The sequence below is a fragment of the Paractinoplanes ovalisporus genome, assembly GCF_016834655.1.
GTDB classification, from domain to species: domain Bacteria; phylum Actinomycetota; class Actinomycetes; order Mycobacteriales; family Micromonosporaceae; genus Actinoplanes; species Actinoplanes ovalisporus.
Map to the genome: position 1 here is coordinate 169,033 of NZ_JAENHP010000007.1, position 20,528 is coordinate 189,560.

Below are 20,528 nucleotides of genomic sequence, written 5' to 3' on the forward strand. Positions count from 1 at the left end.
CCGAGGCCGCCAGCGTTGTTGTGCCTCGGTCATGGCGTTCGGGCGGGTCTCTGACTCGTGCCGGGGCTGGCGTTTTGCGGTTATGGCGTTCGGGCGGGTCTTTGATTCGTGCCGGGGCTGGCGTTTTGCGGTCATGGCGTTGGGCGGGTCTCTAGTTCATGCCGAGGGCCGCCAGCGCTTTTGTGGCCTCGGCCACGGCGTTGGCGCCGTCCGGGCCTCCGACGTCGGGGGTGACCCGGCGGTACCAGGCGGCGGCCTCCTGCGGGTCGTTGCGGGCCTCGGCGACCCGGCCCAGCGCGAGATAGATCGTCAGGCGGGTGCCCTCGGCCGTGTAATAGCCCGACGGGCATTCGTCCAGGGCGGTCAGGCACAGCTCGTACGCCCGTTGCGGGTCGCCGGCGCGCAGGGCCAGTTTGCCCTCGGCCAGGCGGGTCGCCGCGGTGAGTTCGGGTGCGCCGCACTCGGCCGCCAGCCGCAGAGCGTGGGCGAAGTCGTCGGCCGCGCCCGCGTGGTCGCCGCTGAGCATGCGGGCCTCGCCCCGGGAGCGCAGCAGGTCGGCCAGGTCGACCTGGGAGCGCAGTTCGGCGGCCAGGCGCAGCGCCTCGTCCATGGGTGCGCGGGCGGCGGCGTGATCGCCCCGGAAGACGGCCATCTCGGCCAGGCCGGACAGGGCCAGCATCATGCCCCAGCGCTCGCCCAGCGCCCGGAAACCGGCCAGGGCCTTCTCGAACTCCGGTGTCGACCGCTCGGGATGCCCGTCGAACAGGGCCAGCCAGCCGCCGCCGATCCCGGCCAGGGCCTCGGCCCACGGCGAGCCCTTCAACCGGGCCATCAGGGCGTCCTGCACCTCGATCAGGTGGTCCTGGAACTCGGCCGGCGGCCCGGCGGCGATGGCCGACAGATAGAGCAGGAACGGCTGGGTGGGCGGACGCTCCAGGGTGGACAGATAGAGCGCCGGATGCGCGCCCGGAACGGCCGGACCGGTCAGACCGGCGTTGATCGTGCACAGCACGTACTCCTCGGCCAGACCGGCGGGCGCGGCCAGCCCGACGCGGCCGAGCAGTTCGCGGGCCAGTGCTGAGGCCTCGCCGCGCGCGCCGCGCAGCCACCAGTAGAACGACAGCGCCGCCACCAGCCGCAAACCCACCTCGGGCGGGCCGTGTCGCAGGGCGGCGTGCAGGTTGTCGCGGTCGGCGTCGAGGCGGTCGAGCCACTCGAGCTGTCCGGATGTGCGCAGGTGGGCGTCGGCGGTCTGCGCGAACGACAGGAAGTACGCGGCGTGCGCGCGCACGATGGTGTCGCTTTCACTCGCGCTCAGTTGCGCGTTGATGTCGGTCCCGGTCGGTTGCGCGGTGGCGTTGCGTTCGCTCAGTTGCGCGTTGCTGCCGGTTTCGCGCGGTCGCGCGGTGGTGTTGCGCTCGTTTGGCGGCGTGGTGGTGTTCGTGTCGCTCAGGTGCGCGGAGGTGGTGTGTTCGCTCAGGTGCGCGGAGGTGGTGTGTTCGCTCAGGTGCGCGGAGGTGGTGTGTTCGCTCAGGTGCGCGGAGGTGGTGTGTTCGCTCAGGTGCGCGGAGGTGGTGCTTTCGCTCAGCTGCTCGGCGCAGAACGCGCGGATCGTGGACAACATGCGGTAGCGGGCGCCGTCGCGTTCGATCAGGGACTTGCCGACCAGGTCGTCGAGCACGTCCAGCGTGTCGGCGCCGAGCCCGCACACCTGCTCGATCGCGTCGAGGCCGCCGCTGCCCCGGAACACCGTGAAGCGCCGGGCCAGGGCGCGTTCCGGTTCGGTGAGCAGATCCCAGCTCCACGCGACGACGTTGCGCAGCGTGCGATGACGTTCGGCGGCGGTGCTGCTGCCACGGGAGAGCACGCGGAACCGGTCTTCCACGCGGCGGGCCAGTTCGTCGACGGGCAGCACCGGCAACCGGGCCGCGGCCAGTTCGACGGCCAGGGGCAACCCGTCCAACGTACGCACGATGGCGCGCACGGCCGGCTCGGTGCTCGCATCGAGCGTGAAGCCGGGTGCCACCTCGGCCGCGCGATCGGCGAAAAGCCGTACGGCCACATCGGTGGGAAGCCCCGGAACCGGCAACCGCACCTCGCCGGTGACGCCCAACGGCTCGCGGCTCGTGGCCAGAACGCGCAGATTCGCGCATCCGGCGAGCAGCCGGGCGGCGAGGGCGGCCGCGGCGGCGATGACGTGTTCGCAGTTGTCCAGCACGAGCAGCACGTCCCGGGTGGACAGCGCGGCCAGCAGCCGCTCGACCGTGTCAGGGCCGTCGCTGCGCCGGTCACGCAGACCCGTTTCGCGCAGACCGAGCGCGTCGGACACGGCCCGGGGAACGTCGTCCGGCCCGGCCCCGGCCAGCTCCACCAGGCACGCCTCGGCGCCAGTGTGCCGCGCGGCCACCTCCAGCGACAGGCGGGTCTTGCCCGCGCCGCCGGGGCCGAGCAACGTCACCAGCCGGGCCGTGCGCAGCGAACGCGCGACCCGGTCGAGGTCGTCATCGCGGCCGACAAAGCTGCTCAGCTGCGCGGGCAGACGGTGTTTGGGCGTGGCCGGGCCGCCGCCGCGCAGCACGGAAGTGTGCACGGCGCTCAGTTCGGGGGACGGGTCAGTGCCCAGTTCCTCGGCCAGGATCTGCCGGGCCTGGTCGAACACGGCCAGCGCCTCGGCGGGCCGGCCACCGGCGGCGAGTGCGCGCATGAGCAGTGCCCATGCGTGTTCGCGCAGCGGGGCGGCGGCGAGCAGCGCGCGCAGTTCGTCGACGGCGTCGCCGGACGGGCGCAGGGCCAGGCCGGCCTCGACGCGGTCCTCCACGGCCTGCCGCCGCGACTCCTCGAGCCGGGACGCCGCCTCGGCCGCGAACGGCGCCGAACGGACATCGGCCAGCGCCTCACCCCGCCACAGATCGAGCGCCTCGCTCAGGTGCGCACTCGCCGTTTCGTAGTCCCGCTGACGTAACGCCTCGCGACCGGCCACGGCGAGACGGACGAACCGATGCACGTCGACCTCGTCCGGCTCGACGTCAAGGCGGTACCCGGAACCGTCGTACGAGATGGGAATGTCACGCCGCAACCGCGAGACGCCGGACTGCACCGCGTTGACCACGCCGGCCGGCGGATCGTCACCGTAGACATCGTCGATGAGCCGGGGGAGGGGAACTGTGCGGCCGGCGTCGAGCAGCAGACGCGCAAGCAACGCACGCTGCCGCGCACCGCCGGTCACCGCGGACCGGCCGGCCAGCGTCGGACCCAGGACCCCGTACGGCATGGGCCCATTGTTCTAGGTCGTCATCCCCGTGAGCGAGGCGGCCAGCGTCCCGTTTGCCTGGCCGCTCGTTTCCTCGCCCGTGTCGCATGCTCGTTCCTGAGCGAGCCGCGCAGTTTCCGGCTCCAGCTGCTCGTTTCTGGGCGAGCCGTGCAGCTTCGTGAGCTAACTGCTCGTTTCCATGAGCGAGGTGGCCAGCTTCCAGTAGCCGCAGAAGTAGACGCGGTCCTTGTCGACGCCGCGGTCCCGGCACAGGTGACGCCGCACGGTGGTGACCATGCCCGACTCGCCGGCGACGAAGGCGTACGGCGTTCCGTCGGGCAGATCAAGTTCCTTCGCCGTACGGAGGACGACATCGCTCGTGCCCGGGGCGGTGCCCGCGCGGTGCAGCCAGGTGAGCGTCGCGCCCTCGGGAACACGCACCGGGATCTCGTCGGCGGGGGAGTCCACCTCGAGCAGTGCGATCGCCGGCATCCCGGCCGGCAACGCCTCGAGGGCGGCGGTGATCGCGGGCAGCCCGGTCTCGTCGGCCACCAGCAGCTGCCAGGTCGTGTCGGCCGGCGGCGCGTAGTCGGCGCCGTCACTGAGCACGCCGATCCGGTCGCCCGGTGCCACCGTCAACGCCCACGCCGAAGCCGGCCCGCCGTCACCGTGCAACACGAAGTCGATGTCCAGTTCGCGGCGCTCATGGTCGATGCGCCGCACGGTGTAGTTGCGGCAGAACGGCCGCCGCTGCTCCGGAATGGCCTGCAGCGCCGGCCACCACTGCTCGGAATCGGGCAGTTCGAGCACGCCGTCGCGCGGCAGGAAGATGCGCACGAGGTGGTCGGGCGCGAGGTATTCGAACCGGTCGACCTGATCGCCGGTGAGCGTCACCCGGCGCAGGTGAGCGCTCAGATCGCGCACTCGGGTGACGGTGGCGTGCATCGGGCGGCGAACGAAGTCGGTCATCGCGCTCCTCGTGGATCTCGGCTACCGATGCGTACGAGGGTTAGGTTAGGCTCACCTGTCTCACGAGCCGGGGTGGGTCTGCGGGTCGACGGCCGACTGCGCGGGCACCGGTCGCGTTGGAGACCACGCTCTGGTCGCGGCCCCGAAGTGGACCGACACCGCGCGCTTCTCGGCCGCGCGCTTCTCGGCCGCGCGCTTCTCGGCCGCGCGCTTCTCGGCCACGTGCTTCTCGGCCACGTGCTTCTCGGCCACGTGCTTCTCGGCCACGTGCTTCTCGACCACGTGCTTCTCGACCACGTGCTTCTCGAACGTGGGCGTACGGACACGGTCGCGTCCCAACTCGCGTGATCCTGGGGGTGTAGTCCAGCGGCGGCGGGCCTGCCTCTCTATGGTGATCGGCATGCCTGCCTCTCTGAATGCGGACAAGACAAAGTCCGCGTTACGCACCACGGCCGTGTTCTCGGCCCAGACGCTGATCGTGCTGCTGCTGGCGTACGTGGTGCTGTGGATGATGGGCCGGGCCTGGTCGGTGATCTGGCCGCTCGTGATCGCGCTGCTGCTCACGACGCTGACCTGGCCGGTGGCCCGTTTCCTGCGCTACCGGTGGAACTGGAAACCGGCCCTGGCCGCCGGCGTCGTCACGGTGCTGTTCCTGGTGCTGATGGCGGGCGTCGTCGTGGTCATCGTGGTGCCGGTGGCGAACCAGTCGGGTGAACTCGCCGACGGAGTGGTCAACGGTATCCAGCAGGTGCGCGAATGGGCGTCCGGCCCGCCGCTCAACTTCGGCGACGACGACATCAGCCAGACCCTCGACACGGTCGTGGCCGAACTGCAGAGCCGGGCCAGCAGCATCGTCAACTACACCCTGACCGGCCTCAACACCGTGGTCAGCGGCGTGGTCACGACCGTACTGGCGCTGTTCCTGATGTTCTTCTTCCTCAAGGACGGGCCGCGTTTCCTGCCCTGGCTGTCCCGTCAGCTGCCCGGCCGGCTCGCGGTCGACGTGCCGACGGTGTTCAACCGCAGCTGGGACACGCTCGGCGCGTTCGTCCGTTCGCAGGCGTTCGTCGGCCTGCTCGACGCGGTCTTCATCGGCCTCGGCCTGTGGATCGTCGGCGTGCCGCTGGTGCTGCCGCTGGCCGTGCTGACGTTCATCACCGCGTTCATCCCGATCGTGGGTGCGCTGTTCGCGGGGTTCGTGGCCGTGCTGATCGCGTTGGTGACGCAGGGGTGGGTCGACGCGCTGATCGTGCTGGCCATCATCATCGCGGTGCAGCAGCTGGAGGGGAACGTCTTCCAGCCGATGATCCAGAGCCGGGGCCTGGGCCTGCACGCGGCGGTCGTTCTGCTGGCGGTGACCCTCGGTGGCGGGCTGGCCGGGATCGTGGGCAGCCTGCTGGCGGTGCCGGTGGCGGCGCTGGTGTCGGTGTTCTACAACTACGTGCGCGAACAGCTGACCGATGCCGAGCCGGAACCCGATCCGGAGCCGGAGATCCCACCCGAGCCCGGGCCGGAGGACGGCGAGCCGAGCATGGTCTGAGGGCCACTCCTCCCGAAGGGGCACGACGCGCGTCGTGCCCCTTTGTCGTGCGCAGCCTTCCCGCGCGTACGGTCATGTCGCCCGGCTGGCCGGAGCGTTGCGCCGCGCGTCGTACCTGTGCGCCCCGACCCGTACGCGAGCGCCGCATGCCGTACGCGTAGTGCCGCGCCTTACGCCGTACGCGTCGCGCCGTGCCTTACGCCGTACACGTAGTGCCGCGCCGTACGCGTCGCGTCGCGCCGTGCCTTACGCGTCGCGCGGTGCCTCACGCCGTACGGAAGCCTTGACGCCTTGACAGCCTGTCAACGTTAACGCAATCATTCAGAAACTTCGTTCCCATCCCCGCTTGAACCGCGTAGCTGCCTTACGGTTCAAAATGTTAACGATCACAAATTTGGAGCGCGATGAAGACTCGTCTCTCCCGCTGGCTGGCCGCCCTCCTCGGTGCGGTCGCCGTGCTCACCGTCCCGGCCCCGGCCCATGCCGCCACCACGCTCGTCTACGCCACGTTCAAAGGCGACGCCCAAGCCGACGAGGAACTCTGGCTCTACCAGTCGACCAACGGCGGCACCAGCTACAGCGTCCTGGCCGACACGAACTTCCACGGCCCGACCGGCGTCCTGCGCGACCCGAGCATCCTCAAACACAACGGCCGCTACTACATCGCGTACACCGTGCAGTCCTGGACGACCAACTCGACGTACTTCAACGTCGCCAGCAGCACGAACCTGACCACCTGGACGAACATCGCGAGCATCCCGTCCGGCATCGCGAACACCCGCTTCACCTGGGCGCCCGAGTTCTATGTCGAAGGCAGCACGGTCCGCATCATCACGAGCGTCGCCGCCACCACGTGCTCCAACTGCTTCCGTCCGTACGTCTATACGGCGCAGAACACCGCACTCACGTCCTGGAGCGGCCCGCAGCAGATGTGGGGGCTGGGGACGAACCACATCGACACGTACGTCGTGAAGTCCGGCAGCACCTGGCACGCGTTCACCAAGGACGAGACCGGCAAGTACATCGAGCACTGGACCACGACGGCCAACCTGACCGAGGGCTGGATCAACCGCGGCCGCCTGTGGTCCTCCGGCTATGAGGGGCCGTCGCTGGTCCGGCTGGACGACGGCACGTGGCGCATCTACGTCGACCGTTACAGCACCGGCCAAGGCATCTACACCGCGACCAGTTCCAACCTCAACACCTGGACCGGCCTGAGCCCGGTCGCCTGTTCCGGTTGCCGGCACGGCACCGCCATTCCCAAGTAGGAACCCGCCCCCGCGTTTTCTCTCGCCGTCCCTTGCTAGGAGCCCCCTCATGAAACGTCGAACCCTGCTCACCGCAGCCGGCGCGGCTGGTGTCGGAGCGCTGCTGCGTCCCGGCGCCGCGCAGGCCGCCACCTACACCGGTTACGCGATGGCCTACTTCACCGAGTCACCGACCATGGCGGCCGCCAGCTACAACCTGCACCTGGCGGTCAGTTCCGACGGCCTCAACTGGACGCCGCTCAACCAGAACAACCCCGTCGCCGACCCCAATCAGGGCAGCGGCGGTCTGCGCGACCCGTTCATCCTGCGCAAACAGGACGGCACGTTCGTGGTGCTGGCCACCGATCTGAACGGCACCGACTGGGCGTACCAGAGCCAGTACCTGCACGTCTGGGACTCGGCCGACCTGCGTACGTTCCGCAATTACCGCTTGTTGAAGGTGCACTCGCTGGCCACACACGCCTGGGCGCCCGAAGCGGTCTGGGACGCGGCCCGCAACCAGTACGCGGTCGTCTACTCGGCCGTCGTCGGTGGCCACAACGTGCTGATGGTCAGCTACACCACCGATTTCGTGACCGCGACGACCGGCCAGGTGTTCTTCGACCCCGGCTACGACGCGATCGACGGCAACTTCGTGACGGTGAGCGGGGTGAACTACATGTACTACAAGAACAACACGAACAGCACGCTGCTGGGCACCCGCTCGAGTTCGTTCAATCCCGGCAGCTTCAGCGTGTACACGAGCGCCATCGGTCCCGGCCGCGGCGTCGAGGCGCCGCAGATCGTCAAGTCGAACACGGCGAACACCTGGCACATGTGGGGCGACACGTGGAGCCCGAACGGCCGCTTCTTCTGCTGGCAGAGCACGAATGTGGCCGGCGGCTCCTGGTCGTTGCTGAACGACCGCGCCTACACCCAGCCGCTCAACTCCAAGCACCTGGGCATCACCCCGATCACCGCCGCCGAGCTGTCCGGCCTGACCGCCCAGTTCGGAACCCCCGCGTGGCGCCGCATCAAGTCGTACAACTTCCCCGACCGCTACGTTCGGCACGCGAACAACGTGGCCCGCATCGACGTCTACCCCTTCGATCCGTACCAGGACCAGCTGTGGACTTTGGTCCCCGGTCTGGCCGACTCGTCGGGCGTCTCGTTCCGTTCGGTCAACTTCCCCGACCGCTACCTGCGTCATTCCAACTACGCGATGGTGCTGGCCCCGAACGACGGCACGGCCACGTTCCGCGCCGACGCCACGTTCTACCAGGCGGCCGGTTTCGCCGATGCCTCGTGGACGTCCTTCCGTTCGTACAACTTCCCGGACCGCTACCTGCGCCACTCCGGCTACGTGCTGCGCATCGACCCGATCACCAGCAGTTCCGCCACCACCGACAAGCAGGACGCCACCTTCCGCGTCGGCTACTGACCGCCCTCACTTTTACGCGACCGTTCCTCCCACCGGTGCTGTTTCCTCCCGCCGCCGCTGCTACTGGGGTGCTTACCGGTCGACCGGCGTGGCCGGGACTGTGGTGGCGGCCCAGCTGGCCAGTAGTCGCAGCGTGTCGTGAGCGGGGGTGCCGGCTTCGGCGCTGTAGGCGGTCAGGGTGAGGCCGGGGTCGGCGGGCAGGGGCATGGCTTCGAAGGCGAGCTCGAGCCGGCCGACGACGGGGTGCTGGAAGTGTTTGACGCCGGTGTGGTGCAGGCGCACGTTGTGCGCGGCCCAGCGGGTGCGGAAGTCGTCGCTGCGGGTGGCGAGCTCGCCGACGAGATCGGTGAGGTCTTTGTTGTACGGGTCGCGACCGGCTTCGGTGCGCAGCAGGTTGACGGTCGTGTCCGCCGCGGCGCCCCAGTCCGGGTAGAGCTCCTGGGCGGCCGGGTCGAGGAAGCAGAACCGGGCCAGGTTGACGGGCCGGGCCGTGGTGGTGAACGCGGGTGAGTAGAGGGCCTGCCCGAGTGGGTTGATCGCGAGGATGTCGAGGCGGCCGTTGCGGATGAAGGCGGGTGCCTCGGTCATGGCGTCGAGCAGGCTTCGCACTCCGGGCCGGACCTGCTGTTTGGTGGGGCGTCGCCGGGCCCGTGGGCTGGTGTTGGCGGCGCGGGCCAGATCGTGCAGGTGGGAGCGTTCGGCGTCGTCGAGTTGCAGGGCGCGGGCGATGGCGTCGAGCACGCTGTCGGAGACTCCGGTGAGGTTGCCGCGTTCGAGGCGGGTGTAGTAGTCGGGGCTGACGCCGGCGAGCATCGCGACCTCGGCCCGCCGTAGCCCAGCGACGCGGCGGGTGCCGCCGAAGTTCGGGAGGCCGGCCTGCTCGGGTGTGATCTTGGCGCGCCGGCTGGCCAGGAATTCGCGTACGTCGCCCTGGGTGTCCATGTCCGCCACGGTACGGGGCCCGGCGTTTGGCAGAGGGGTTCTGTCATTACCTGCTAAGCCAAGCCCTCCCACCGGCCACTGGCCCCGGGGTTCCATGGAGAACGTAACCCGCACCACATCGAAGGAGCATCCGTGGAACTGCTGCCCGTACGCCCGACCGTCAAGACGCCTGCGCAGGCGTTCACCGGCGACGTCTACATGACCCCGATCTACTCCGGCACCGGCCCGTCGCGGATGACCGCCGCCCTGGTCCGCTTCACGCCCGGCGCCCGCACCAACTGGCACTCGCACGCCGTCGGGCAGACCCTGCACGTCACCGAGGGCGTCGGACTGGTCGGCACCCGCGACGGCCAGGTGCTGCGCATCCGCGCCGGTGAAACCGTCGTCTGCCCGCCCGACGAGGAGCACTGGCACGGCGCCGCCGCCGACACCTTCATGGGCCACCTCGCCCTGCTCGAGGCCAAGCCCGACGGCGGCGACCCCACCACCTGGCTCGAACCGGTCACCGACGAGCAGTACGAGCAGGCCGACAAACAGGACCGATGATGACCGGCACACTGAACCAGCAACAACGGGCGACCGCCGCCATCGCCGCCTTCACCGCGACCGGCCGGATCCCGCAGCTGCGTGACGCCCTCGGCGACGGCCTGGACGCCGGACTGAGCGTCAACCAGGTCAAAGAGATCTTGGTGCAGATGTACGCCTACGCCGGCTTCCCGCGCAGCCTCAACGCCCTCGGCACCTTTATGGCACTGCTCGAACAACGCCGTGCCGACGGCCACACCGACCCGGCCGGCGACGAACCGAAATCGTTGCCCGCCGGCACGGACATGCTCGAGGTCGGCACCGCCAACCAGACGCAGCTGTCCGGCGCGCCAGTCTCCGGGCCGCTGTTCGACTTCGCTCCCGCCATCGACCGGTTCCTCAAGACCCACCTGTTCGGCGACATCTTCAGCCGCGACAACCTCGACTGGCAGAGCCGCGAGATCGCCACCGTCGCCGCCCTGGCCGGCCTCGAAGGGCTCGACAGCCAGCTGCAATCACACTTCCGCATCGCCCTGAACACCGGCCTGACCGGAGCCCAGCTCCGGGAACTCGTCACCGGCCTGCCGGAGCACAACGGCCGGACCGCGGAGCTCCTCAACCAGGTCCTGACCGGCCGCTGACACCGTCGAAGAAGGCATTCACATGATCCTGAACGAGACGTACACCCTGTCCACCGGCGTGCAGATCCCCAAGCTGGGCCTGGGCACCTGGTTCATCGACGACGACAAGGCCGCCCAGGCCGTCCGCGACGCGATCGCGATCGGCTACCGCAACATCGACACTGCCCAGGCCTACAGCAACGAGCGTGGCGTCGGCGAAGGGGTCCGCACCAGCAGCGTGCCCCGCGACCAGATCTTCGTCTCCACAAAACTGGCCGCCGAGATCAAGAACTACAAGGACGCGGCCGCCGCGATCGACGGCTCCCTGACCACGCTCGGGCTCGACCACATCGACCTGATGCTGATCCACAGCCCGCAGCCGTGGAACGACTTCCGCGGCGGTGACTACGCCGACGGCAACCGCGAAGCTTGGCGCGCCCTCGAAGACGCCCACAAGGCCGGCAAGCTGCGCGCCATCGGCGTCTCCAACTTCCAGCAGCACGACCTCGAGAACATCCTCGAGGCCGGCTCGGTCACGCCGCATGTGAACCAGTTGCTCGTGCACGCCGGCAACACCCCGACCGAGCTGATCGCCTACTGCCAGGACAAGGGCATCCTTGTCGAGGCGTACTCGCCCATCGCACACGGCGAGATCCTGAAAAACCCGGACGTGACGGCGATGGCCGAACGATATGGCGTGACCGTTCCGCAGCTGTGCATCCGCTACACCCTGCAGCTGGGCACTGTGTCCCTGCCCAAGACCGCGAACGTTGAGCACATGCGCAGCAACGCCCAGGTCGACACCGTGATCTCCGCCGACGACATGAACCTGCTGCGCGACCTGCACGCCCGCGACTACGGTCAGCACAGCCAGTTCCCGGTATACAGCGGTAAGTAGCGACACCGTCGCAGCGCTTCGCCAAGCACCGCATCGGTGCGGCGCTCGGCGACCGACCGGGAGGTGAACAGCCTCCGGCCGGCCACAATCCATCGGCGCCAGCCCCCCGCAAACGGGACTGGCCGCCCTGTCGTTTCGGTCTCGGACGTGCGCGGGCGGGAAATCGACACCGTCCTCGTGATTGCGCCGCATCGGTTCGCCGAACCGCGTGACCTCTACGTGGCGATGACGCGCGCCACCCGCTGCCTCTACCTCATTGAGCTGCTGGAAGCGTGAGTTTGTCCCATGCCGGGTCGGGGCGGAAGTCCATGTGAGTGCCGTCGAACGGATGCGCGCCGGCCTCGGCCAGCTCGATCAGTCGCTCGCTCTCGGCCCGGATCTCGGCCGCGGAGGCGGGGTCGAAGTATTGCGGGTGACCGATTCTGGCCGCGAACTCGTCCTCGTCCTTCCACGCCCACCGGCGATCCGGTTGAACCACGACATCGAGCACGTGGTCGGTCGTGTCGACGCCATCGCCGCGGCGGGTGGCGGGCGACTCCAGGTTCACGTACCAGCCGGAGAACAGGCCGTCGCGGAAGAACCACCAGATCGAGTACGCGGCTCCGGGCGGCATCAGCACGAGTGTGTCGAAGTCGCGCCACGGCCGCCGTACGAGTCGCGGCGCGCGCATCTGGTCGAGCGCGACGTCGTGCAACGTCTGCCCGTTCTCAGTCAGCTGGCCGACCTCGGTGCCCACCGCCATCCACAGCAGCAGTCCCGCCTCGTCGTCGGCGACCACGAACATCGGCTTGGCGAATGTGTTCTGCCCGTCCCGCCAGTACCTGCGCAGAACAACCTGACCGAAAGCGAACGGCATGGAGTGACACTATCCGGCCACGTGGACAGGGGGATCGTCGTGCCGCGAACCGCCTGCCCACCTGCTGTACAGGTTGATCGGTGTGGTCGACGTGTTGATTCCGGCGGTGCTGCACGGGTGTTGGCTGGTGTGGTCGAGAGGGTGATTCCGGCGATGCTGTACAGGTTGATCGATGTCGTCAACATAGTGAATGCGGCGGGTGGTGTGTCGTGTTGATCGGTGTCGTCAACATGTTGATGCCGGCGGTGCGCGCAGGCTTGGACGTTATGTTGTTCAGGGCTCGACCGGTGGCATGAACTGGCCTGAGCCGGCGGCAGAGGGCGGGCCACCCGGAGTGAGCGGCCCGCCCGCGCGTCATGACGCGCTGCAGGTGAGCGTCGGCGTGCTGTTCGTTCCGTTCCATGCACCGAGGAAGCCGAACTGGGCTGACGCGCCCGCGGCCAGGCTGCCGTTGTAGCTCACGTTCCGGGCCGTCACCGAGGAGCCGCTGCTGGTCACGGTGGCGTTCCAGGCCTGCGACACGGTTTGGCCATTACCGTACGTCCAACTGACCGTCCAGCCCTTGATGGCGCTGCTGCCGGCGGTCACCTTGACGTCCGCCTGGAAGCCGCCGCCCCACTGGCCGACCACCGCGTACGTGGCCGTGCAAGCCCCGGTTGGCGGGGGAGGCGTGGTCGTGGACGGGGTCGGCGACGGCGAGTCGGTCGGGTGTGTGGGCGACGACGTCGGGGTGCTGCCGAAGATCGTGGCCTGCTTCGCGGTGGCCTTGAGGCCGTACGCGCCGTTCACGATCCGCTGACCCCACGTGGTGAGCTGGGTGGCGTCGAAGTTCGTCGTCATGTCGAGGATCGGGTCGGTGTTGCCCGACCAGGACCAGCCGAGCCAGCCCAGGTTGCGCTTCTGGGCCTCGGACAGGATCGTCGCGTCGTCCACCTCCCCCGACGCGAACTGCCATCCGAACTCGCCGATGACCAGCGGCCAGCCCTTGCTCTGGAACGTGTCCAGGTAGTTGACGATCGAGCTTGACGTGTTGAACACCGCGTACATATGGATCGACAACACGGTGTTCTTCTTCGTGTCGGCGTCCAGGATCGTCTGGCCGTTGTCACGCATGACGTACGTCCAGTCCTGTCCCCAGTTGGGCGCGTCGACCATCAACAGGTGCTCGAAGCCGTTCGTACGCATTTTCTGGATGGCGGCGACCGTCGCGGCCGTCCACTGACCGGGGTTCGTGTTGCCGATCGGCTCGTTGCCGATGTTGATGACGACATAGTCCTCCTGGCCGACCAGCACACTCTTGAGGCCGATCCAGTAGTTCACCGCCTGGTCGAGCGTGTACGCGGCGCCGTCCTCGCCGTATCCCGTCGTGTCGTGGTTCTCGAGCACGCAGATCATCTTGTTCTGCTTGCACAGCGAGATCACGTTCGTCACGTCGGACGCGGTGTTGGTCGTCCAGCGGCCGCCGCTGAGCACGACCCGTACGGTGTTGGCCCCGGCCGCCTTGATGTCGGCGAACGAGCCGGTCCGGTTGGCGTACCAGGCGTGGGGATGGTTGACGCCCCGCATCACGAACGTCGAGCCGTTGGACTCGACGATGTTGCGCCCGACGATGTGCAGTCCGGTGGCCGCGTAGGCGGGCCCGGTGAAGAACAGGACGGCCGCGGCGGCGGCGAGCAGAGCGGTGGCGAGGACGGTGAGTTTCCTCTTCATGACCTACCTCAAAGTGGGGGACGTGACGTACCGTCAGCGCGCCCACTCATGCCCTGCCTCGGCCGTGACGGGTTGTGCCCCCGGCCGGTGCGGCGCATCACGCCGTTACCGCAGCAGCGCCGGCCCCGGTGTGTGGCCCGGCGCAGTCGCGGTGACAACACCGTAATCCCCGTCGAACTACATCGCAATCAATCAATACGTCAACCGCCGCAACCTGCGAACCGCCCCCGGCTGTGGAGCGGGCACGGTGGCGGCCGTCAGTCGGCGGGGGTGGGGGTGGGGGCGGCTGGGGCCAGCAGGCCCGCGAACGGGTCGGGCAAAGCGCGCCAACCGTCCTCGCCGGTGGCCAGCTCGGCGTCGTCGAGCAGGCACGACGTCAGGCGCCGGGTCAAGGCCGGCACGTCCAGGCCGAGGCCGACGAACGAGAGCGCGGTCGCCCGGTCCCCGTAGTAGGGATCCCAGTCCAGGTCGGCGGCCAGGCGGCGCAGGGTGTGGACCTCGGGCCAGCGCTCCGCCGGCACCGACGCCAGCCAGCGGCCCAGTCCGCCCAGCACGATGCCGCCGCCGGCCGACTCCCAGCCGATCACGGTGTCGGGCTGGCTGGCGATCCAGGCCTGGCCACGACCCCGCAGCGCCCCGCCGGCGACCTCGGCCAGCGCGTCGTGCAAGCGGGCCGGATGGAACGGGCGGCGGCTGCGGAACAGCATCGCGTTGACGCCGTACTCGCCCTCGGGGTCGTGGATGCCGATCGGGAACCCGGAGATCGCCCGCCCCAGGATGCCGGGCACGCCCGGGTCGTGCCGGCCGGAGTGGCGCAGCGAGGCGGCGAGCCCGGTCACGTCGATGGACGGCGTCGACCCGACCCGGACGTGTGCCGCCCACGGCGCGAGCCGGTGCAGCAGCGAGTCGACACGCCCGTTCGTGAACGCGTCGTTGCCGGGCCGGTCCCACACCAGCAGCGTGTCCGCGAACTCGACCTGCCGGCTGACCACATCGGCCACCCGTCGCCGGTCGTTCCCGGACGAATGCAGACCCCGGTCGGGCAACCGCTCCCGGCTGCCCAGATCGTCGAGGAAGCTCGCCGCCTCCACGACGGTCACGTACGAATCGAAGCGCACGCTCTCGTTCACGGCCGGGGACGCGTTGCACGCCGCGGCCAGGGCTTCCGGTTCCACCGCGGGCGGGAGGGCGAGCAGCAGATCACGCCCGGGCCGCTCCCGCGCCAGCCGTACGAGCGCCGGCAGCACATCCTCGCGGAGCGTGCACGACACACAGCCGTGCACCAGGCGCGTTTCCACGTTCTCCACCACTCGCGCCGAGTCGCGCACAGTGCGACGAACAACCCCTTCCCGTACGGCGGAAAGGTCGTGGCTCAACAACACCAGGCCCGGATCCGCCAGCAACAGCACGCGAGCGGCCGCGGCCGTGGCGGCCGGCGAGAACCCGGCCAGAACAGTCACCCGAGAACGTGGATCGGTCATGTCCTTCATCTTGTTGGAAATGATTTCCAATAGCAAGTAGGCGCCCGGGATCCGGCCCGCGTCGTGTCCGTTTGTGCAGTCCGCGTGCAGTGACTTCATGCTGCTGGCGCGGTGCCGATTTCGTTTTGCGGACAGTCCCCAGTGAATTGATGAGAAGGAGATCTATTCAGCCGAACGGCCGATGCGAGTGATCTGGATCACGTGGCATGGTGCGCAGCGACCGCGTGATCACGCTCCGGAGGCAGCCATGGTGCACCCTCGGTACGGACCTCCCGACCGGCCGCCCGCGCACACCAGCGCCGAGTCCACTGCCAACCCGCCCGCGGAAACCGTTGAAGCCGAGACGGCTCCACAGTGGAAGACAACCTCCGGGCCGCCGCCGCGTTGGCAGAGGCCCGAGACCCACCTCGCACGTTCAGCCCAGCTCGCCGATACGCGCCGGCCGTCGCCGGAGCCGCAACCCGTCTCCCGTGCGTCAGCCCCGGTTCCGCGCTTCGTCGGCCAGGCCGCCCCGGCGACCGGCCAGACCGGCCGTCCACCCTCAACCCCGGCCGCCCGGCCCACGCGTCAGCCGGGTTCGCCGACCGCGCGTGGCGGCGTGCCGGCGATCGGGCCGACCGGGCGTTTCACCTTGCCGAGGCCCGGACCGGAGGCGGCGGGGGAATCCGCGCCGACCTATCCGGGTGCGCACTTCGCGCCGCGGCCGGCCGTGCCGGGACTGCGATCCGCCGAACCGCCGGCCCTGCCCCCGCATGCGCCTCCGCTGCCCGCCTGGGCCCGGCAACCCGACGACGCGTCGCACCATCCGGTCGACGGCCGCGGGCAGCATGTCGAGGATGCCGGCCCGCGGACGAACCGCCTGGCCGGCGTCCGGGAAGCATGGATCGCCGGGATGCGGGCCGATTCGGCTCCACCGTCGACGCCGAAGGTCATTGAGTCCACAAAGGACTCAAAGCCGCGAGCCGAACCATGGCCCGCGCAAGAAGCCGGTGCCTGGCCCGCTCAAGAGGTCGGCGCCCGGCCCGCGCAAGAAGGCGACGCCCGGCCCGCGCAATGGCCCGAAGCCGGCTCGACCCGATGGGCCGAAACCCGTTCCCTGCCATCGCCGGGAACCCCGCCCGCGCAATGGCCTGAGGCCCGGCCCGCGCCGTGGGCGACGGGGCAACCGGTGGCGCCACCCATCGAGGACCGAACGGACCAGGCGACGACCGCCGGCGAGCGGACCTCGTCGTGGGCAACCGATCGGCCCATCGCGCGGCACCGCAGCGGGGAGTGGCCCACCGTGCGTGACCGGCTCCCACGGCGGACCACCCTCGGCGAGGGGCGGGCCGACAAGAGCCGGTGGCACTGGCTGCTCCTCGTTCCGATCGTGCTGCCCCTCATGCCGGTCATCTACAACCGTGTCGATCCCACGCTGCTCGGGATGCCGTTCTTCTACTGGTGCCAGCTCGGGTTCGCGTTCCTGGCCAGCGGCGTCATCGCGTTCGTCCACAAGAAGGTCGGATGAGTACCCAGCTGACCGTCTTCGTGGCGGTCTTCGGCGCGGTGGCCGTCATGGGCTTCGCCGCGGCCCGGTGGCGGCGGCCCGACTCCATCCACACGCTCGAGGAGTGGGGGCTGGGCGGGCGCGCGTTCGGCAACTGGGTCACGTTCTTTCTGCTCAGCGGCGACGTCTACACCGCGTACACGTTCGTCGCCGTGCCCACGCTCGTCTACGGCATGGGCGCCGCGGGGTTCTTCCCGGTGCCGTTCCTGGTGATCGTCTACCCGATGCTGTTCGTGGTGCTCGCGCGGTTCTGGTCGGTCTGCCACGTGCACGGTTTTGTCACGCCGGCCGAGTTCGTTCGTGCGCGTTTCGGCTCGAAAGGCATCGGAACCGCGGTCGCCGTGCTCGGCATCGTCGCCACCATGCCGTACATCGCGCTGCAGTTGATCGGCATGGAGGCCGTGTTCGAGGTGATGGGCCTGCCCAAGGGCTGGCCGTTGACGCTCGCTTTCTTCGTGCTGGCGCTCTACACGTTCAACTCCGGACTGCGCGGACCGGCGCTCGTGTCGATCGTCAAGGACGCGCTCATCCTCTGGGCCGTCCTCGCGGTGCTGATGATCGTGGCGATGACACCCGGACAGTGGGACACGATCTTCCGCATCGCCGAGAACCGGTACGCGGTCACCCCGCGTACGGACGACGGTTTGTTGTTGCCCGCGCAGAGTCAGCTGAATTACGTCACGCTCGCGCTCGGTTCGGCCGTGGCCCTGTTCCTCTATCCCCATACGCTCACCGGAGTGCTCGCTTCGCGCAACCGCGGGACGCTGCGCCGCAACCTGGCCGTCCTGCCGATCTACACGCTCACGCTCGGCGTGCTCATGCTGGTCGGTTTCGCCGCGCTCTACGACGGGGTCACGCCGGTCGGGGGCAATGCGAACACCGTGGTGCCGCAGTGGTTCAACGAGAACGCGCCGGCCTGGAGCGCGGGCCTGGCGTTCGCCGCGATCGGGGTGGGCGCGATGGTGCCGGCCGCCATCATGTCGATCGCCGCCGCGAACCTGTTCACCCGCGACATCTACCGTGTCTATCTGCGTCCACAGGCTTCGGCGCGCGAGGAGACGTACGTCAGCAAGTCGGTTTCGCTCACCGTCAAGTTCGGCGCGTTGCTCATCCTGCTGCTCCTGAACACGCAGTTCGCGATCGATCTGCAGCTGATCGGCGGCGTGGTCATCATGCAGACGTTGCCGGCGGTCGCGCTCGGGCTCTACACGAACTGGTTCCACCGCTGGGCGCTCGGCTGCGGCATGGGCGCGGGTCTCGTGCTCGGGGTCTTCATGCTGTGGCAGGTGCCGAAGCTGGGCGGCGCCGACGGCCGGCAGGTCATCCGGGAGCACTTCGGCGGTTCGGCCTGGCCCCTGGACAACCTCGGGCTCAACACCCAGGCGACCATCTACGTCGGTATCGTCGCGCTGGCCGTCAACCTGCTGATCGCGGTCGCGGCCACGCCCGTGTTCCGGGCCCTGGACATTCCGGCCGGCGTCGACCTGACGCGCGAACACGACTACATAGCCGACGAAGGCGATCCCACCGTACGGCGGATGACCGAGATCATCGACGGCGACCCGCTCCCGGAGGAGAAGCCGGTCTCGTTCTTCACACCCGTCGGCCCGCGAGCACAGGGCGACCCCCGAGCGGCACCACCGGACGACGACCAGTCCCGCCGCGCCTATCCACGCCTGTGAGCCGGTACGCGTAGCGCCGAGCGGGTGCGCGTATCTGCGTCGCGTGGGCGTGAGCGAGGTGCGCGTTTGCTGCGCGCGAGCGGGACGTGAACTCGAACGGACGTGCGCGTTTCGAAGAAAAGTGCGCGCGTCTGGGAACCTCGCATCGTGCTGTCGCGTGTATCGGGCATGGTGGTTCCGACGACGTCCTCCCGGCCCGTTCTGCTCACCCCGGGTGAGACGGACGGGTTCGAGGCGTTCTACCGCGCGAACGTCGACCGGATTTATCGCGCCCTCGCGGTGACGTTGCGGCGTGACGAGTTCGCACACGAGGCGGTCGACGAGGCGATGGCCCGCGCCTATGCGAAGTGGGCGACCGTGGGCACGCTCGACAACCCGGCCGGCTGGGTGTTCCGGGTCGGGCTGAACTGGGCGACCTCGTGGTGGCGCAAACTCCGCCGCGAGGCGCCGCCGGATGCCGCCTCCGAGCACCCGTCCCGCGACACGATCCCCGACGGCACGCTGCTCGCACTCGCCGCGCTCCCGTTGCCGCAACGGGCGGTCATCACCTGCCGCATTCTGCTCGACCTGACCACTGCCGAGACGGCCGACGCGCTCGGGCTGAGCGAAGGAACCGTCAAGAGCCGCCTGTCGCGGGGCCTCGCCGCCCTCCGCTCCGAGCTGAGCACCGAGGAGTGACCATGAGCATGGACCAGATTCCGCGCGACATCGACGTCGCCGTGCGCGCCGCGGGGGCGAGCAGCCGCCCGTACGGGGGAGAGCTGCCGGACGTCTACCGCCGCGCCCGCCTCCGCCGCACCCGGCGCCGGGCCGCGGCCGCCTTCACCACGATCGCCGTTGCGGCCGGGCTCGTCGGGGGCGGGCTCGTCGTGCGACGTCACACCGAGGTGGTGCCGCCGGTCGAACCCGCCGTCACGAACTGGGCGACGCAGAGGCTCCTGCTGTCCGGGGCGGCGGGGCAGTACGCGACGGCGGCCCACCCCGATCCGGTCGAGCTGCGCGGCGGCCTGGCGACCGGCGAGCTGACGCCGGACGGGGCGCTGACCACTCACCGGGTCATCGGGGGTGGCGAAGACGACCGGGTGATCGGTCTGCCCGACGGCCGGCTGCTGTCGCTCGGGCCGCGCGACAAGGAGCCGGACCCGGACCGCGCCTCCGGCATGACATCAATGTTGACGATCGTGTCGCCCAGCGGCGACATCGTGCAGCGGGACGTCGACCGTGCCGAGCCGCTCGAACTGCTCGGAGCCGACGCGACCTTCGCCTACCTCTGGCGCCCCACCGGCATGTTCGCGCACGACCTGTCCACCGGGCTGGAGAGGCTGGTCATCTCGGCGCTGATGATGGACCTGCCCGACGCCGATCCGGCCGGCGCGCTCGACGCGTCCGACGTGACCGGCGACCGGCTGGTCGTCGCCGAGCGGGCCCGTGCGTGCGAGCCGATGGTGTACGACATCGCCTCGCCGCAGGGAATCCGTTCGCTGCCGCTGAGTTCGCTCGGTTGCCGGTCCGTGATCGGTCTGCGCTTGTCGCCGTCGACCGGGCGCCTCGCCGTGACTTATCAGGACCAGAAGGGCCTCGTACGCGTCGCCGTGTTCAACACCGAGGACGGGCGAACCCTCGCCGACCGCGCGGTCACGTCGGCGGGCAACGAGCCCGGGTCGTCGGCGGGTGACAAGCCGGGCCGGGCGACCGTCAACATGGCCTGGACGGATGAGCGGAATCTGCTCGTGGTGTCCGTTCCGAGCGGGCCGGGAGTGCACGTTCTGCGGCCGTTCACGGTTGCCACCTGAGCGGTCGTGGCGCCCACCACATGGCTCG

At 69.5% G+C, this 20,528-nt stretch carries 18 protein-coding genes; 11 read left to right on the forward strand and 7 right to left on the reverse strand.

What is annotated here, in order from left to right:
* Nucleotides 1-151: 151 nt before the first annotated feature.
* From JIG36_RS52080 to JIG36_RS22940, 3 genes are all read right to left on the reverse strand, one after another.
* Entirely contained in the window at nt 152-3,271 is a 3,120-nt protein-coding gene (locus JIG36_RS52080; protein WP_236048093.1) for an ATP-binding protein, read from the reverse strand.
* Between the two features lie 162 nt (nt 3,272-3,433).
* Entirely contained in the window at nt 3,434-4,219 is a 786-nt protein-coding gene (locus JIG36_RS22935; protein WP_203378426.1) for a siderophore-interacting protein, read from the reverse strand.
* 60 nt (nt 4,220-4,279) lie between these two features.
* Nucleotides 4,280-4,558: a hypothetical protein gene (locus JIG36_RS22940; RefSeq protein WP_203378427.1), complete on the reverse strand. Its 279-nt coding sequence runs from the start codon at nt 4,556-4,558 to the stop codon at nt 4,280-4,282.
* Nucleotides 4,559-4,619: 61 nt separating this feature from the next.
* On the opposite strand from JIG36_RS22940, the gene JIG36_RS22945 reads away from it, so the two are divergent.
* The 3 genes from JIG36_RS22945 to JIG36_RS22955 all read left to right on the forward strand — a co-directional run bounded on the left by JIG36_RS22945 (nt 4,620) and on the right by JIG36_RS22955 (nt 8,447).
* Nucleotides 4,620-5,759, forward strand: a complete 1,140-nt coding sequence (locus tag JIG36_RS22945; RefSeq protein ID WP_203378428.1) for an AI-2E family transporter — start codon at nt 4,620-4,622, stop codon at nt 5,757-5,759.
* A gap of 404 nt (nt 5,760-6,163) precedes the next feature.
* Nucleotides 6,164-7,027: a family 43 glycosylhydrolase gene (locus JIG36_RS22950; protein WP_203378429.1), complete on the forward strand. Its 864-nt coding sequence runs from the start codon at nt 6,164-6,166 to the stop codon at nt 7,025-7,027.
* A gap of 49 nt (nt 7,028-7,076) precedes the next feature.
* Nucleotides 7,077-8,447, forward strand: a complete 1,371-nt coding sequence (locus tag JIG36_RS22955; RefSeq protein WP_203378430.1) for a glycoside hydrolase family 43 protein — start codon at nt 7,077-7,079, stop codon at nt 8,445-8,447.
* A 72-nt stretch (nt 8,448-8,519) separates the two neighbouring features.
* Here the strand turns inward: JIG36_RS22955 and JIG36_RS22960 are convergent, their stop codons facing one another.
* Nucleotides 8,520-9,389 (reverse strand): helix-turn-helix transcriptional regulator, encoded by an 870-nt coding sequence (locus tag JIG36_RS22960; protein ID WP_203378431.1) that lies wholly within the window; start codon nt 9,387-9,389, stop codon nt 8,520-8,522.
* 132 nt (nt 9,390-9,521) lie between these two features.
* Here JIG36_RS22960 and JIG36_RS22965 point away from each other — a divergent pair, with 132 nt between their 5' ends.
* The 4 genes from JIG36_RS22965 to JIG36_RS52085 all read left to right on the forward strand — a co-directional run bounded on the left by JIG36_RS22965 (nt 9,522) and on the right by JIG36_RS52085 (nt 11,708).
* Complete coding sequence (locus tag JIG36_RS22965) at nt 9,522-9,935, forward strand: (R)-mandelonitrile lyase (protein WP_203378432.1); 414 nt, start codon at nt 9,522-9,524, stop codon at nt 9,933-9,935.
* Nucleotides 9,935-10,555: a carboxymuconolactone decarboxylase family protein gene (locus JIG36_RS22970; protein WP_203378433.1), complete on the forward strand. Its 621-nt coding sequence runs from the start codon at nt 9,935-9,937 to the stop codon at nt 10,553-10,555. Before JIG36_RS22965 ends, JIG36_RS22970 begins: the two co-directional genes overlap by 1 nt.
* A 22-nt stretch (nt 10,556-10,577) precedes the next feature.
* The gene (locus JIG36_RS22975) at nt 10,578-11,432 is read left to right on the forward strand and encodes an aldo/keto reductase (protein WP_203378434.1); all 855 of its coding nucleotides are present in this window, start codon (nt 10,578-10,580) and stop codon (nt 11,430-11,432) included.
* 147 nt (nt 11,433-11,579) lie between these two features.
* Nucleotides 11,580-11,708 (forward strand): P-loop NTPase family protein, encoded by a 129-nt coding sequence (locus tag JIG36_RS52085; protein ID WP_307872865.1) that lies wholly within the window; start codon nt 11,580-11,582, stop codon nt 11,706-11,708.
* Here the strand turns inward: JIG36_RS52085 and JIG36_RS22985 are convergent.
* The 3 genes from JIG36_RS22985 to JIG36_RS22995 all read right to left on the reverse strand — a co-directional run bounded on the left by JIG36_RS22985 (nt 11,686) and on the right by JIG36_RS22995 (nt 15,479).
* Nucleotides 11,686-12,288: a ribonuclease FAU-1 family protein gene (locus tag JIG36_RS22985; RefSeq protein ID WP_203378436.1), complete on the reverse strand. Its 603-nt coding sequence runs from the start codon at nt 12,286-12,288 to the stop codon at nt 11,686-11,688. The genes JIG36_RS52085 and JIG36_RS22985 overlap by 23 nt on opposite strands.
* A 354-nt stretch (nt 12,289-12,642) precedes the next feature.
* Nucleotides 12,643-13,998 carry a cellulase family glycosylhydrolase gene (locus JIG36_RS22990; RefSeq protein ID WP_203378437.1) on the reverse strand — a complete coding sequence of 452 codons (1,356 nt, stop codon included), beginning with the start codon at nt 13,996-13,998 and terminating at the stop codon, nt 12,643-12,645.
* Nucleotides 13,999-14,255: 257 nt separating this feature from the next.
* Nucleotides 14,256-15,479, reverse strand: a complete 1,224-nt coding sequence (locus tag JIG36_RS22995; protein WP_236048094.1) for a CobW family GTP-binding protein — start codon at nt 15,477-15,479, stop codon at nt 14,256-14,258.
* Between the two features lie 1,168 nt (nt 15,480-16,647).
* Between JIG36_RS22995 and JIG36_RS54135 the strand changes: the two genes are divergently transcribed.
* The 4 genes from JIG36_RS54135 (at nt 16,648) to JIG36_RS23015 (ending at nt 20,500) form a co-directional block, all read left to right on the forward strand.
* The gene (locus JIG36_RS54135) at nt 16,648-16,986 is read left to right on the forward strand and encodes a DUF3311 domain-containing protein (RefSeq protein ID WP_307872866.1); all 339 of its coding nucleotides are present in this window, start codon (nt 16,648-16,650) and stop codon (nt 16,984-16,986) included.
* Complete coding sequence (locus JIG36_RS23005) at nt 16,983-18,707, forward strand: sodium:solute symporter family protein (RefSeq protein ID WP_203378439.1); 1,725 nt, start codon at nt 16,983-16,985, stop codon at nt 18,705-18,707. The genes JIG36_RS54135 and JIG36_RS23005 overlap by 4 nt, the downstream gene beginning before the upstream one ends.
* Nucleotides 18,708-18,854: 147 nt before the next feature.
* Nucleotides 18,855-19,385: an RNA polymerase sigma factor gene (locus tag JIG36_RS23010; protein WP_307872867.1), complete on the forward strand. Its 531-nt coding sequence runs from the start codon at nt 18,855-18,857 to the stop codon at nt 19,383-19,385.
* A gap of 2 nt (nt 19,386-19,387) precedes the next feature.
* Complete coding sequence (locus tag JIG36_RS23015; RefSeq protein WP_203378440.1) at nt 19,388-20,500, forward strand: hypothetical protein; 1,113 nt, start codon at nt 19,388-19,390, stop codon at nt 20,498-20,500.
* Nucleotides 20,501-20,528 lie beyond the last annotated feature (28 nt).

Bases quoted from the DNA above. Each gene is read 5' to 3' on its own strand.
- JIG36_RS52080 (WP_236048093.1), bottom strand. From the start codon at position 3,271: ATGCCGTACGGGGTCCTGGGTCCGACGCTGGCCGGCCGGTCCGCGGTG.
- JIG36_RS22935 (WP_203378426.1), bottom strand. From the start codon at position 4,219: ATGACCGACTTCGTTCGCCGCCCGATGCACGCCACCGTCACCCGAGTG.
- JIG36_RS22945 (WP_203378428.1), top strand. From the start codon at position 4,620: ATGCCTGCCTCTCTGAATGCGGACAAGACAAAGTCCGCGTTACGCACC.
- JIG36_RS22950 (WP_203378429.1), top strand. From the start codon at position 6,164: ATGAAGACTCGTCTCTCCCGCTGGCTGGCCGCCCTCCTCGGTGCGGTC.
- JIG36_RS22955 (WP_203378430.1), top strand. From the start codon at position 7,077: ATGAAACGTCGAACCCTGCTCACCGCAGCCGGCGCGGCTGGTGTCGGA.
- JIG36_RS22960 (WP_203378431.1), bottom strand. From the start codon at position 9,389: ATGGACACCCAGGGCGACGTACGCGAATTCCTGGCCAGCCGGCGCGCC.
- JIG36_RS22970 (WP_203378433.1), top strand. From the start codon at position 9,935: ATGACCGGCACACTGAACCAGCAACAACGGGCGACCGCCGCCATCGCC.
- JIG36_RS22975 (WP_203378434.1), top strand. From the start codon at position 10,578: ATGATCCTGAACGAGACGTACACCCTGTCCACCGGCGTGCAGATCCCC.
- JIG36_RS22985 (WP_203378436.1), bottom strand. From the start codon at position 12,288: ATGCCGTTCGCTTTCGGTCAGGTTGTTCTGCGCAGGTACTGGCGGGAC.
- JIG36_RS22990 (WP_203378437.1), bottom strand. From the start codon at position 13,998: ATGAAGAGGAAACTCACCGTCCTCGCCACCGCTCTGCTCGCCGCCGCC.
- JIG36_RS22995 (WP_236048094.1), bottom strand. From the start codon at position 15,479: ATGACCGATCCACGTTCTCGGGTGACTGTTCTGGCCGGGTTCTCGCCG.
- JIG36_RS23005 (WP_203378439.1), top strand. From the start codon at position 16,983: ATGAGTACCCAGCTGACCGTCTTCGTGGCGGTCTTCGGCGCGGTGGCC.
- JIG36_RS23015 (WP_203378440.1), top strand. From the start codon at position 19,388: ATGAGCATGGACCAGATTCCGCGCGACATCGACGTCGCCGTGCGCGCC.